This window comes from Deferrisoma camini S3R1 (assembly GCF_000526155.1).
GTDB classification, from domain to species: domain Bacteria; phylum Desulfobacterota; class Deferrisomatia; order Deferrisomatales; family Deferrisomataceae; genus Deferrisoma; species Deferrisoma camini.
In genome coordinates this window covers 1,315,095-1,327,098 of record NZ_JAFN01000001.1, presented here as the reverse complement: position 1 = coordinate 1,327,098, position 12,004 = coordinate 1,315,095, and the positions used below count along the sequence as shown (strand labels likewise).

Annotated in this window: 11 protein-coding genes; 9 read left to right on the top strand and 2 right to left on the bottom strand. The window is 70.2% G+C overall.

Annotated elements, in window-relative coordinates; genetic code table 11:
• The first annotated feature begins 56 nt into the window (after positions 1 to 56).
• The 5 genes from DEFCA_RS0105805 (at position 57) to DEFCA_RS0105785 (ending at position 7,288) form a co-directional block, all read left to right on the top strand.
• Positions 57 to 2,117 carry a sigma 54-interacting transcriptional regulator gene (locus tag DEFCA_RS0105805; protein WP_025322091.1) on the top strand — a complete coding sequence of 687 codons (2,061 nt, stop codon included), beginning with the start codon at positions 57 to 59 and terminating at the stop codon, positions 2,115 to 2,117.
• A gap of 223 nt (positions 2,118 to 2,340) precedes the next feature.
• Positions 2,341 to 3,429 (top strand): TRAP transporter substrate-binding protein, encoded by a 1,089-nt coding sequence (locus tag DEFCA_RS0105800; RefSeq protein ID WP_025322090.1) that lies wholly within the window; start codon positions 2,341 to 2,343, stop codon positions 3,427 to 3,429.
• Between the two features lie 314 nt (positions 3,430 to 3,743).
• Positions 3,744 to 4,277 carry a TRAP transporter small permease subunit gene (locus tag DEFCA_RS22090; protein ID WP_025322089.1) on the top strand — a complete coding sequence of 178 codons (534 nt, stop codon included), beginning with the start codon at positions 3,744 to 3,746 and terminating at the stop codon, positions 4,275 to 4,277.
• Positions 4,278 to 4,310: 33 nt separating this feature from the next.
• On the top strand, positions 4,311 to 5,699 hold the full coding sequence (locus DEFCA_RS0105790) for a TRAP transporter large permease (RefSeq protein WP_025322088.1): 1,389 nt from the start codon (positions 4,311 to 4,313) through the stop codon (positions 5,697 to 5,699).
• A gap of 32 nt (positions 5,700 to 5,731) precedes the next feature.
• Positions 5,732 to 7,288 (top strand): acyl CoA:acetate/3-ketoacid CoA transferase, encoded by a 1,557-nt coding sequence (locus tag DEFCA_RS0105785; protein ID WP_025322087.1) that lies wholly within the window; start codon positions 5,732 to 5,734, stop codon positions 7,286 to 7,288.
• Positions 7,289 to 7,310: 22 nt separating this feature from the next.
• On the opposite strand, the gene DEFCA_RS0105780 is transcribed toward DEFCA_RS0105785, so the two are convergent.
• Together DEFCA_RS0105780 and DEFCA_RS0105775 are read right to left on the bottom strand one after the other, a co-directional pair.
• The gene (locus tag DEFCA_RS0105780) at positions 7,311 to 7,865 is read right to left on the bottom strand and encodes a flavodoxin family protein (RefSeq protein ID WP_025322086.1); all 555 of its coding nucleotides are present in this window, start codon (positions 7,863 to 7,865) and stop codon (positions 7,311 to 7,313) included.
• A gap of 16 nt (positions 7,866 to 7,881) precedes the next feature.
• Positions 7,882 to 8,520 carry a response regulator gene (locus tag DEFCA_RS0105775; protein WP_025322085.1) on the bottom strand — a complete coding sequence of 213 codons (639 nt, stop codon included), beginning with the start codon at positions 8,518 to 8,520 and terminating at the stop codon, positions 7,882 to 7,884.
• Positions 8,521 to 8,760: 240 nt separating this feature from the next.
• Here DEFCA_RS0105775 and truD point away from each other — a divergent pair, with 240 nt between their 5' ends.
• The 4 genes from truD to DEFCA_RS0105755 all read left to right on the top strand — a co-directional run bounded on the left by truD (position 8,761) and on the right by DEFCA_RS0105755 (position 11,993).
• The gene (gene truD / locus DEFCA_RS0105770) at positions 8,761 to 9,822 is read left to right on the top strand and encodes a tRNA pseudouridine(13) synthase TruD (protein ID WP_025322084.1); all 1,062 of its coding nucleotides are present in this window, start codon (positions 8,761 to 8,763) and stop codon (positions 9,820 to 9,822) included.
• A 76-nt stretch (positions 9,823 to 9,898) separates the two neighbouring features.
• The gene (locus DEFCA_RS0105765) at positions 9,899 to 10,837 is read left to right on the top strand and encodes a 4Fe-4S dicluster domain-containing protein (RefSeq protein WP_025322083.1); all 939 of its coding nucleotides are present in this window, start codon (positions 9,899 to 9,901) and stop codon (positions 10,835 to 10,837) included.
• Positions 10,838 to 10,962: 125 nt separating this feature from the next.
• Entirely contained in the window at positions 10,963 to 11,184 is a 222-nt protein-coding gene (locus DEFCA_RS0105760; RefSeq protein WP_025322082.1) for a sulfurtransferase TusA family protein, read from the top strand.
• The gene (locus tag DEFCA_RS0105755; protein ID WP_025322081.1) at positions 11,181 to 11,993 is read left to right on the top strand and encodes a HesA/MoeB/ThiF family protein; all 813 of its coding nucleotides are present in this window, start codon (positions 11,181 to 11,183) and stop codon (positions 11,991 to 11,993) included. The genes DEFCA_RS0105760 and DEFCA_RS0105755 overlap by 4 nt, the downstream gene beginning before the upstream one ends.
• The last annotated feature ends 11 nt before the right edge of the window (positions 11,994 to 12,004 follow it).

Below are 12,004 nucleotides of genomic sequence, written 5' to 3'. Positions count from 1 at the left end.
CGGCACGTTACCTTTCCTCGTTGCTCGGCCCCGCAGGGGGCCTGACAGGGCTTCCCATGAACCTTCGCCTGGACGAGCTCTGGCAACCCGTGGCCGCGGTGGTGGGGGCGGAGACGCCCGTGGACCGCCTGCCCGCCTTGGGGGCGGAGGAGGCCGTGGTGGTGCAGGGCCACGGCGGGGTGCTGGCCGTGGCCTCTGCCGAAGCGCTGACCCGCACCCGCGAGCAGGGCCGGGGCGGCGACCCGGTGCTCGGGGTGTCGGAGCCGGCCCGGGTGGTGCGCGTGGGGCAACGGCTGCCGCTCCTGGGGCCCGGGGCGGCCGACCGACCGGTGGTGGGGGTGGGGGTGGGGGACCTGGCCGAGGGCTGGATCCCGCGGGTCCGGCTCCTGGAGGCGGGGTTCAGGGCGGTGTGCTCGCGGCTGGAGCAGCTGCGGGTGGCCCTTGACGCCGCATACAACGCCATCGTGGTGGTGGATGCCGGGGGCCGGGTGGTGGCCGGAAACCGGGCCCTGAGCCGGGTGCTCGGGGTGGAGCTCGAGGACCTGATCGGCCGGCCCATCCAGGAGGTGGTGCCCCACACCGGGCTGTTGGAGGTGCTGCGGACCCGCCGACCCCACATCGGGAAACGGATCGAGCTGGGCGGCCACGCCTACGTGAGCAACCGAACCCCGATCCTGCGCCACGGCCGGGTGGTGGGCGCGGTGGCCGTGCTCCAGGACGTGACCGATCTGGAGTCGGCCCGGGCCGAACGGGACGAGGCCGACCGCTGGAAGCGCACCCTGGAGGCCGTGCTCGACACCGCCTACGAGGGGGTGGTGGTCGTGGACGATCGGGGCATCATCACCATGTTCAACCGGGCCTACTGCGAGTTTCTGGGGGTGGACCCGGCCGACATGGTGGGCCGCCCCGTGACCGAGGCCATCGAAAACACCCGCATGCACGTGGTGCTCCGCACCGGGAAGCCCGAGATCCGCAAGGTGCAGCGGATCAAGGGCCACGACATGGTGTGCGACCGCATCCCCATCCGCGAGGGGGGCCGGGTGGTGGGTGCGGTGGGCAAGGTGCTGTTCCGGGACGTGTCGGAGCTGGACGCCCTGGCGGAGGAGACCCGCCGGCTCCGCAGCGAGTTGCGGTACTACCGGCAAGAGCTTCAGCGCCAGAACGGCACCCGATACACCCTCGGGAGCATCGTGGGCGAGAGCCCTCCGATCCGGGCCCTGAAGGACCTGGTGCGCCGGGTGGCGCGAACCCAGTCCACCGTGCTGATCCAGGGGGAGAGCGGCACCGGCAAGGAGCTGGTGGCCCATGCCCTGCACAACCTGAGCCCCCGGGCCGACAAGCCGTTCGTCAAGGTGAACTGCGCGGCCATCCCGGAAGGGCTCCTGGAGTCGGAGCTGTTCGGCTACCGGGAGGGGGCGTTCACCGGGGCGCGCAAAGGGGGCCGGACGGGCCGCTTCGAGCTGGCCCAAGGGGGGACGATCTTCCTCGACGAGGTGGCCGAGCTCGCCCCGGCGACCCAGGCCAAGCTGCTGCGGGCGCTCCAGGAGCGGGAGATCGAGCCCTTGGGATCGTCCGGGCCGGTGGTCGTGGACGTGCGGGTGATCGCGGCCACCAACCGGAATCTGCGGGAGGCCGTGGCCCGGGGCCGGTTTCGGGAGGACCTGCTCTACCGGCTCAACGTGGTGCTGCTGGAGACCCCGCCCCTCCGGGACCGCCGGGAGGACATCCCCCTGCTGGTCCAACGGCTGGTCGCCCGCCTGGCCCGGGACCTGGGACTGCCGCCCCGGGACCTGGCGCCCGAGAGCCTGGCGGTGCTTCTGGCCTACTCGTGGCCCGGCAACGTCCGGGAGCTGGAGAACGTGCTGGAGCGGGCCCTGAACCTGTGCGACGGCGTCCGGATCCTTCCTGTGCACCTGCCCCACCACCTGCGCCGACGCTCGGCCTCCGGCGAGGAGCTTCCTCCCTTGCGCCAGGTGCTGGCCGAGGTCGAGGCCGAGCACCTGCGCCAGGCCCTGCGGATCGCCGGCGGGCGCGCTGTGGAGGCGGCTCGACTGGTGGGCATCGGTAAATCCGCGTTCTACGAGAAGGCGGCCCGCTACGGCCTGCTCTCCCGCTGAGCCCTTCCCCTCCCTTGAGTCCGGATGTCCGGAAAGAGTCCGGAGATCCGGAAACCCTTCCGTGGGCCGATCTTCCCTGTTTTCTGTCCTCTCGGTTCCGGAATTCCGGAACACGCCGGTTTCGTGCCCCGTGAACACGGTGTTTTCATCCCGGCACGGAAGCTGCAGCAGGCCGGTCCCGAGCGACCCGTTGCGTTCCCCCCTCACGAAAAGGAGGAGAGCCATGAACAGGGGACGGAGGCTGTTGGCGGCGGTCTTGACGTTGGGACTGGTCCTGGCCGGTGGGTCGGGGTGGGCAAAGGAGAAGAAGATCCTGCTCAAGGTGCCGATCGCGTTCTCGACGGCGCTGCCCGCGCTGGGCAGCACCATCCAGTGGATGGCCGACCGGGTGGAGACCTTAAGCGGCGGCACGATCCGTATGAAGGTGTACGAGCCCGGCAAGCTGGTGGCCCCGTTCGAGATCCTGGACGCCGTGAGCACGGGCAAGGTGAACGCGGGCTACTCCACGGCCGGGTACTGGCAGGGCAAGATGCCGGCGGCCGCCCTGTTCAGCGCGGTGCCGTTCGGGCCCGAGGCCGGGGAGTACCTGGCGTGGCTGTACTACGGGAACGGCCTGAAGCTCTACCAGGAGATGTACGACCGGGCGGGGTACAACGTGAAGGTGCTGGTCTGCGGGGTGATCGCGCCGGAGACCTCAGGGTGGTTCCTCAAGGAGATCAAGGGGCCCCAGGACCTCAAGGGCCTGCGCATTCGGTTCTTCGGGCTGGGGGGCAAGGTGATGGAGAAGCTCGGCGCATCGGTCAGCCAGCTGCCGGGCGGCGAGATCTTCCCGGCCCTGGAGAAGGGGGCGATCGACGCCACCGAGTTCTCCATGCCGGCCATCGACAAGCGGCTGGGATTCTACAAGATCGCCAAGCACAACTACTTCCCGGGCTGGCACCAGCAGGCCACGGTGTTCGAGCTGCTGATCAACAAGAAGGTGTGGAACCAGATGAGCGAGCACCAGAAGATGGTCCTGGAGATGCTGTGCAAGGCGAGCGTGGCGGACTCGTTCGCCTACGGCGAGGCGATCCAGTTCGACGCCATGAAGGAGAACGTGGAGAAGCACGGCGTCACCCTGCACTACTGGGACGACCGGATGCTGGCCACGTTCCGGAAGGCTTGGGAGGAGGTGGCCGAGGAGGAGGCCGCCAAGGACGCCTACTTCAAGAAGGTGTGGGAGGACATGAAGGCGTTTCGCACCAACTACAAGGTGTGGCAGGCCTACGCGTTCCTGCCCCGCCCGAAGCCCCAAGACGTGAAGATGAAGTAGCCGGGAACCCCGCCGGGGACCGAGGCCCGGTCCCCGGCGGGGGGCAACGTTCGTTGGTCTGGGCCCATTGACGAGGGCGGGGCAGGGGTTTCAGGGGCCAGAATTCAGCGGACAGAAGCCAGAAAAAGGCAAAGGCACAGTGGCCAAGGCGACGTCGTGGGACCACGACCCGTCCACTGACATCTGTCCTCTGATCCCTGATCCCCATGCCCCCCGAAGCTTTGGAGTCGAGGCCCGGGAGCCGCCCGGCCGCCTAGCCGCCCAGCGGGTCGAAGGCCCAGACCGACCACCGAATTTCGCAGGGAGAGGATCGGATGGAACGCCACGAGGAGTGGCCCCGGATCGGATGGTGCGACGCCATCGACAGCGCCATCCGGCGGTTCGGCCACGGGATCATGTGGGTGAACGCGGCTCTGGTGGTGGTGATCATCGTGCAGGTGGTGCTCCGCTACGGGTTCGGCCACGGGTTGGTGGCCCTGGAGGAGCTGGAGTGGCACCTGTACGCCGTGGGGATCATGTTCGGCATCAGCTACGCCCTGGTGGACGACAGCCACATCCGCGTGGACCTTCTCCACATGCGGTTCTCGCCCCGCACCAAGGCCAAATGGGAGGTGTTTGGCATCCTGGTGTTCCTGCTGCCGTTCCTGTGGGTGGTGTTCCACCACAGCCTGGCGTTCGTGTACGACGCCTGGCGGGTGGGCGAGGGGTCGGACGCGCCCTCGGGCCTGCCCTGGCGGTGGGTGATCAAGGCCGTGATCCCGCTGAGCATCGGGCTGGTGGGGCTCGCCACCGTGACGAGGCTGGTGCGCGCCGTGACGTTCCTGGTCCGCTCGGGTCGTCGGGGCTGACCCGGCGGCCGGAAGGGGAGAGAGCGAAGAACCATGGAGATCAACGACATCCTCGTGGTGGCGATGTTCGTCACGTTCATCGCCGGGCTGTTCACCGGGTTTCCCCTCGCGTTCGTCCTGGGGGGCACGGGGGTGCTGTTCACCGGGGTGGGCTGGATCGCCGACACCTATTTCGACGCCTGGACCGGGCTCGACTACATGACGCTCGGCATGGTGGTGAACCGGATCTACAAGTACATGGACAACTGGGTCCTGGTGGCCCTCCCCATGTTCATCTTCATGGGACTCATGCTCGACCGTTCCGGCATCGCCGAGCGGATGATGGAGTCGATGCAGCGGCTGTTCGGCAAGGTCCGGGGGGGACTCGCGGTCACGGTCACGGCCATCGGCATCATCCTGGCCGCCTCCACCGGCATCATCGGCGCCTCGGTGGTGCTGCTGGGGCTGCTGAGCTTCCCGGCCATGCGGTCCCAGGGGTACGAGAACCCCCTGGCCCTGGGCACGATCGCGGCCTCGGGCACCCTGGGGATCCTGATCCCTCCGTCGATCATGCTGGTGATCATGGCCGACCAGTTGGGCCTCTCCGTGGGGGACCTGTTCATGGGGGCCGTGCTCCCGGGGCTGATCCTGGGGGTGCTCTACATCGGTTACATCCTGGTGTACTGCTGGCTCCGGCCCGAGGCCGCCCCCCTGCCCGAGGGCATGGAGGGGGGGGTGGGGCTGCGGGAGGTTCTGCAGGTGGTGCGCACGGTGCTCCCGGCCGCGGCCCTCATCCTGGCGGTGCTGGGGTCGATCTTCGCGGGAATCGCCACGCCCACCGAGGCGAGCGGGGTGGGGGCGTTGGGCGCCACCCTGCTCGCCGCCTGGAACCGCAAGCTGGACTTCCGGGTGTTCCGGGAGGTGCTCCGGGGCACCTACAACACCACGGCCTACATCTTCGCGATCTTTCTCGGGGCCACCTGCTTCGCCCTGGTGCTGCGGGGCCTGGGGGGGGACGAGGTGATCGAGCAGGTGCTTACGGGGCTGCCCTTCGGCCCCTACGGCATCGTGGCGTTCATCCTGGCCGTGGTGTTCCTGCTGGGGTTCTTCCTGGACTGGATCGAGATCACCCTGATCGTGCTGCCCCTGGTGGCCCCGGTGGTGGGGAAGCTGGGGCTTGCCGTGCCCGGGTACGGCCAGGTGGAGAACCCGGAGCTGGTGTGGTTCGTGCTGCTCGTGGCCGTGGCGCTCCAGACCAGCTTCCTGACCCCGCCGGTGGGGTTCGCCCTGTTCTACCTGAAGGGGGTCTGCCCCCCGGACGTGAAGCTGATCGAGATCTACAAAGGGGTGGTCCCGTTCATCGTGCTGCAGTTGGTGGGGCTGGTGCTCGTGGCCGTGTTCCCCTGGCTGGTCACGTGGCTGCCGGCCGTGGCCTACGGCTGACGGGCGGGGCGGCGCCGAGGGAGGCCCGGTTCATGTGCGCAAAGATCGTGACCGCGGACGAGGCGGTCCGGCTCATCCCCTCGGGGGCCACGGTGGCCACGGGCGGGTTCGTGGGCACCGGCTTTGCCGAGGCCCTGGCCGTGGCCCTGGAACGCCGGTTCCTGGACACGGGGGAACCCCGGGATCTGACGTTCGTGTACGCCGCGGGGCAGGGAGACGGCGGGGACCGGGGCATGAACCATGTGGCCCACGAGGGGCTGGTGCGGCGGGTGGTGGGGGGGCATTGGGGACTCGCGCCCAAGCTGGGCCGGATGGCCCTGGAGAACCGGATCGAGGCCTACAACCTGCCCCAGGGGGTGATCTCCCACCTGTTCCGGGACATCGCCGCCGGCAAGCCCGGCACCATCACCCACGTGGGGCTGCAAACCTTCGTGGATCCCCGCCTGGACGGGGGCAAGGTGAACGCCCGGACCACCGAGGACCTGGTGGAGGTGGTGGAGCTCGGGGGCCGGGAGTGGCTGTGGTACAAGGCGTTTCCGGTGCACGTGGGGCTGATCCGGGCCACGTCGGCCGACCCGAGGGGCAACCTGTCCTACGAGAGGGAGGCCGCCGTGCTCGAGAACCTGGCCATCGCCCAGGCGGTCCGGAACTCGGGGGGGATCGTGATCGCCCAGGTGGAGCGGGTGGTCCAGGCCGGCACCTTGAAACCCAAGGACGTGCGGGTGCCGGGGGTGTTCGTGGACTACGTGGTGGTGGCCCGCCCCGAGCACCACATGCAGACCTTTGCCGCGGCCTACGATCCGGGCTTCTCGGGGGAGATCCGGCTGGCCGTGGACCGGTGGGACCCGGTGCCCCTCGACGTTCGCAAGGTGATCGCCCGCAGGGCCCTGATGGAGGTCGAGGACGGGGCCGTGGTGAACCTGGGCATCGGGATGCCCGAGGGCGTGGCCCGGTGCGCGGCAGAGGAGGGGGTGTTCGAGGGGTTCACCCTGTCGGTGGAGTCGGGCATGACCGGCGGGATCCCCGCGGGGGGGCTGAGCTTCGGGGTGGCCACGAACCCCGAGTGCATCTACGAGCAGCCCAGCCAGTTCGACTTCTACGACGGCGGCGGCCTGGACCAGGCGTTCCTGGGCATGGCCCAGGCCGACCGGCAGGGCAACGTGAACGTGTCGCGGTTCGGGAACCGGTTCGCCGGGTGCGGGGGGTTCATCAACATCACCCAGACCGCGAAGCGGCTCTACTTCCTGGGCACGTTCACGGCCGGCGGGCTCGAGGCCCGCGTGGCGGACGGGCGGTTGGAGATCGTGCGGGAGGGGGCCCGGCCCAAGTTCCCGGAACGGGTGGAACAGGTCACGTTCAGCGGGACGCGCGCCCGGGACCTGGGCCAGCGGGTTCTGTACATTACCGAGCGGGCGGTCCTGCGCCTGGCCGCCGACGGTCTGGAGGTGGTGGAGCTCGCTCCGGGGGTGGATCTGGAGCGGGACGTGATGGCCCACATGGGGTTCCGGCCGCGGGTGAGTTCCGACCTGCGGCCCATGCCGGCGGTGGTGTTCCGGCCCGGAGGCATGGGGGTGACCCGGGCGGTGTGAGGGGCGAAGCCGGCGACGGGGATCAGGAGGTCAAGGCCCGGCCCAGGTCCCGGGCGCGGGAGAGGATCTCGGGCGAGCGGTCGGCCGCCCCGGCCTCCTCGAGCCCGGTCGCCACCAGGGCCCGGGGCTCGAACCCGTACGAGGCCAGGACCCTCTCCAGGCTGCCCAGGGTCCAGGCGTAGGCCTCCGGCTCCGGATGACCCTGGGTGACGATGAGCAGGGCCGGCCGGCCCGAGGGTACCCGCAGGTTCCGGCCGGCGTCCCGGAACGAGTACCACCGGTCCAAGTACGACTTGAACAGGCCGCTCGCGTACCCGTAGTAGATGGGGGTGGCGAGCACCAGGGCGCTGCACTCGGCCGTGGCCCGGAGCACGGGAGTGAGGTCGTCCTGCAGCACGCACCCGTCGGCCCCGGTCCGGCAGGCCCGGCAGCCGACGCACCCCCGGAACCGCAGGTCCGCCAGGCACTCCACCCGCCGCTCCACCGGCCGGGCCTCGGCCGCCCCGGCCAGGGCCTCCTCCAGGAGCCGCCGCGAGTTGGAAGGGACGCTGCCGCTTCCCGCCACGCCCAGGATCATGGCCGTCCTCCTGCCCTCAGGTGGTCCCCTCGGACTCCACGAACCCCAGCTGCACGGCCTTCACGGCGGCCTGGGTTCGGTTCTTGACCCCGAGCTTCTCAAACAGGCTCACCAGTTCCTTCTTGACGGTCTGCTCCGACACGCACAGCTTCTCGGCGATCTCCGCGTTGTTGTCGCCCCGGGCCAGGAACCGCAGCACCTTGAGCTCCCGGGCCGTCAGGCCGTACCGGGCCGGGTCCTGGGCCTGGGAGAGCTTCTGGTCGGCCAGAAACGGCGAGTGGATCTCCTCGCCGTGGTACACCGCCTTGAGGATGCGCACGAGCTCGTCCAAGTCCACGTCCTTGAGCACGTACCCGCAGGCCCCGGCCTTGATCGCCTGATCCACCTTGGTGGGGGCGTCGTGCAGGGACAGGATCAGCACCCTGGTTTGGGGGACCCGCTCTCGGATCAGCCGGGTGGCCCGGATTCCGTCCAGCCGGGGCATCGCCAAGTCCATCAGCACGATGTCGGGCCGGTGCTTCTGCGTGAGGACCACCGCCTCCGTGCCGTCGGAGGCGGTGGCCACCACCACCAGGCTGTCGTCGAGGGCCAGCACCTCCTCGAAGCACTGGCGCAGCAGGCGCTGATCCTCTGCGATGAGAACGCGAATCGGCATCAAGAGCCCCCATGGATACGAAAACCGTCCCGAGCCCCGGCCCCGGCGGCTCCGAGGGCTTGCCGCGGGGTCCCCGGGCGTGCCCCGAACCGGGGCGGTCGCCGCGGGCGGGATCGACGGTTGCGGCACGAGGTGCCCCGAACGGTCCGGGCCACGGTGCGGCGGGTGCCGAGGTACGGTAGCATAGGGGAAAACGGCTGTTCAACGCACCGAGAACCGTTCTTTTTCCGAGGGCACAGGATGCGCACCGACCTCGCTCTGGCTCCGTACCGGGATTTCGACTATCCGAGGCTCGTGGCCGAGCCCGCGGGGGGGGTGTGGACCCCGGGGCCGGACACGTTCCGGGTGGAGGAGGTGCCCCTGTACCCCTTCGGTGGGCAGGGCGAACACGCGGCCCTGTGGGTGGAGAGGGCGGGGCGGAGCACCCGGGACCTGGCGGTGGCCGTGGCCCGGCGGCTGGGGGTCGGCCCGGCAGCCGTGGGGTACGCCGGCATGAAGGACAAGCGCTGCACCGCGGTGCAGGGGTTCACCGTGACCGGGGTGACCACCGAGGCGGCGCGGGCCGCGTTCGAGGCCGAGGGCGCCCGGGTCCTCACCGCCACCCGGCACCGGAACAAGCTACGGCTGGGGCATCTGGCGGCCAACCGGTTCCGGGTCGTGGTCGAGGGGGCGGATCCGGCGGCGGTGGAGCGGGTGCTGACCATCCTCCGCTCCTGGGGGGTGCCCAACTACTTCGGACCCCAGCGGTTCGGGGCCAAGGGGGACAACGCCCTCCAAGGGGCGAGGGTGCTCCGGGGCGAGGTACGCACCGGCCGGTGGAAGCGGGACCTCCTGGTGTCGGCCCTCCAGTCCGCGGTGTTCAATGAGGTGTTGGCGAGACGCCTCGAGGCCAACACCCTGGACCGCCCCCTGCAGGGGGACGTGCTCCGGAAGGCGGACTCGGGCGGGCTGTTCGTGTGCACCGACCCCCGGGCCGAGGCAGGGCGCGTGGAGCGCTTCGAGGTGGCCCCCACCGGACCCATGTGGGGCCGAAAGATGGTGCGGCCCGTGGGGGAGGTGGCCAGGGAGGAGGCGCGGGTGCTCGGGGCGTTCGGCCTAGGGGAGGACCTGTTCGCCCGGCAGGCCGGAGCCCGCCGGCCCCTGCGGATCCCCCTGGCCGGGGTGGAGGTGCGGCCCCTGGGCACGGCCACGGAAGTGGAGTTCCTGTGTCCTCCGGGCACGTTCGCTACCTCGGTCGTGCGGGAGATCACGGGGGCCCCGGCTGGATTTACTCTTGATACAGGTATAAATAGGGACGTGTAAACTTTATCTTGACACTGCAGAATAGGGGCGTCATAATCTCGGACATCCTGTCTTTTAGGCTGATGGGGAGAATGCCATGTCCGTGCAACCGTCCGAGTTTTACACGCCCAAGGTCCTGGGGGCCCAGCTCACCGGGATGATCAAGACCAAGGGGGAGAACGAGTACTCCGCCCGGCTCCGGATCCCGGTGGGGCTGCTCACGGCCGACGCCCTCGAGAGCCTGGCCCGGCTGTGTCGCAAGCACGGCCGCGGAGAGATCCTGCTCACGGCCCGGTACGGGGTGGAGCTGCCCGGGGTGACCGGCGAGGGGTTCGAGGCCCTGCGCCAGGAGCTCGCCGACGCCGGCATCGGGCTGGCCGGGTGCGGCCCCCGGATGCGTACCACCACGGCCTGCCGCGGAACCGTTTGCCCCCACGGCAACGTGGACACGTTCCAGCTCGCCTGGGAGATCGACCAGCGGTACAACGACGCCGAGGTGTTGCCCCACAAGTTCAAGGTAGGGGTGTCGGGGTGCGCGTCGAGCTGCTCCAAGCCCCAGTTGAACGACGTGGGGCTCGTGGGGGCAGCCCGGCCCGAGTGCGACCCGGAGGCGTGCACGGGGTGCGGTGTCTGCGTGGAGGCGTGTCATTTGGGTGCGGCGATGGTCGAGCAGGGGATGATGCGCATAGACCGGAAGGCGTGCGTCAACTGCGGCGACTGCATCAAAGCATGCCCCCTGGCCGCCATGAAGGCGGGCCGGACCGGGTTGCACCTGTTCGCCGGCGGCCGCTGGGGGCGGGTGAAGCAGGTGGGGATCCAGATCGCGGAGTTCCTCACCGAGTCCGAGGCGATCGAGGCGGTGGGCCGGATCAAGGCCTGGTACCGGGACAACGGTGAGTCCAAGGAGCGCCTGGGCCAGACCATCCTGCGGATCGGGCCCGAGCGGTTCCAGGCCGAGGTGCTCCAAGGGGTGGACCGGGACAAGTGGACGGCGATCACCCCCGAGGCCCTCGAACGGTTCCAGCCGCTCCGGTAGAGGGCCTTCGCCCCGGGGCCGCCCGGCGCTCCAGCGGCCCCCCGCCCCCGGGTTGGCGAGGTCCACTTGCTCTGGGGGCCAGGAGACCGTAGACCAACGACCGAAGTAACGGGTAGGAGCCGAACATGCAGACGTTGGACATCACCGGTGACGTGTGCCCCATGACCATGGTACGGGTCCGCATGGGCCTGGAGCAGGTGGAGCCCGGCGGAGAGCTGGAGATCCTGATGGCGGCCGGGGAGCCGGTCACGAGCATCCCCCGCATGCTCCGGGACGAGGGCCACGAGATCCTGGCCGTGGAACGCGACGGCGAGGCGTTCCGGCTGAGGGTGCGCAAGAAAACATGACCCTGACCGAGGAGGAGGTCCTCCGGTACTCCCGCCAGATCCTCCTGCCCGAGGTGGGCGGCAAGGGGCAGGAGCGGCTGGGCGAGGCCCGGGTTTTGGTGGTGGGGGCGGGGGGGCTCGGCAGCCCGGCGGCCCTGTACCTGGCTGCGGCCGGGGTGGGCACGGTGGGGCTGTGCGACGCCGACCGGGTGGACCTCACCAACCTGCAGAGGCAGATCCTCCACGGCACGCCGGACGTGGGCCGGCCCAAGGTGGACTCGGGCGCCGAGGCGTTGGCCCGGCTGAACCCCGGGGTCCGGGTGGTCCGCCACCCCGTCCGGCTCACCGCGGCCAACGCCCTGGAGATCGTCAGGGACTACGACGTGGTGGTGGACGGCACCGACACGTTCCCCTCGAAGTTTCTGGTGAACGACGCGTGTGCGGCGGCCGGGGTGCCGTACGTGTACGCCGGCATCCTGCGGTTCGAGGGGCAGATGCTCACCGTGGTGCCGGGGAAGGGGGCCTGCTACCGGTGCTTCTTCCGGGAACCCCCCCCCCCGGGGGCGGTGCCCACCTGCGCCCAGGCCGGGATCCTGGGGGCCGTGGCCGGGGTGATGGGCAGCCTCCAGGCCCTGGAGGTGCTCAAACTGCTCCTGGGGGTGGGCGAGCCCCTGGTGAATCGGTTGCTGCTGTTCGAGGGGGAGACCCTGGCGTTCCGGGAGGTGAGGGTGCGGCGGGATCCCCGGTGCCCGGCCTGCGGCGACCCCCCCCACCGGCGGCCCCTCGCGGACGAGGCCGGGGCCGTGTGCGAGGCGGCGTCAGGGGATTGAGCCGGGGGCGG

Bases quoted from the DNA above. Each gene is read 5' to 3' on its own strand.
- DEFCA_RS0105790 (WP_025322088.1), top strand. From the start codon at position 4,311: ATGGAGATCAACGACATCCTCGTGGTGGCGATGTTCGTCACGTTCATC.
- DEFCA_RS0105755 (WP_025322081.1), top strand. From the start codon at position 11,181: ATGACCCTGACCGAGGAGGAGGTCCTCCGGTACTCCCGCCAGATCCTC.
- DEFCA_RS0105780 (WP_025322086.1), bottom strand. From the start codon at position 7,865: ATGATCCTGGGCGTGGCGGGAAGCGGCAGCGTCCCTTCCAACTCGCGG.
- DEFCA_RS0105760 (WP_025322082.1), top strand. From the start codon at position 10,963: ATGCAGACGTTGGACATCACCGGTGACGTGTGCCCCATGACCATGGTA.
- DEFCA_RS0105800 (WP_025322090.1), top strand. From the start codon at position 2,341: ATGAACAGGGGACGGAGGCTGTTGGCGGCGGTCTTGACGTTGGGACTG.
- DEFCA_RS22090 (WP_025322089.1), top strand. From the start codon at position 3,744: ATGGAACGCCACGAGGAGTGGCCCCGGATCGGATGGTGCGACGCCATC.
- DEFCA_RS0105785 (WP_025322087.1), top strand. From the start codon at position 5,732: ATGTGCGCAAAGATCGTGACCGCGGACGAGGCGGTCCGGCTCATCCCC.
- truD (WP_025322084.1), top strand. From the start codon at position 8,761: ATGCGCACCGACCTCGCTCTGGCTCCGTACCGGGATTTCGACTATCCG.
- DEFCA_RS0105775 (WP_025322085.1), bottom strand. From the start codon at position 8,520: ATGCCGATTCGCGTTCTCATCGCAGAGGATCAGCGCCTGCTGCGCCAG.
- DEFCA_RS0105805 (WP_025322091.1), top strand. From the start codon at position 57: ATGAACCTTCGCCTGGACGAGCTCTGGCAACCCGTGGCCGCGGTGGTG.
- DEFCA_RS0105765 (WP_025322083.1), top strand. From the start codon at position 9,899: ATGTCCGTGCAACCGTCCGAGTTTTACACGCCCAAGGTCCTGGGGGCC.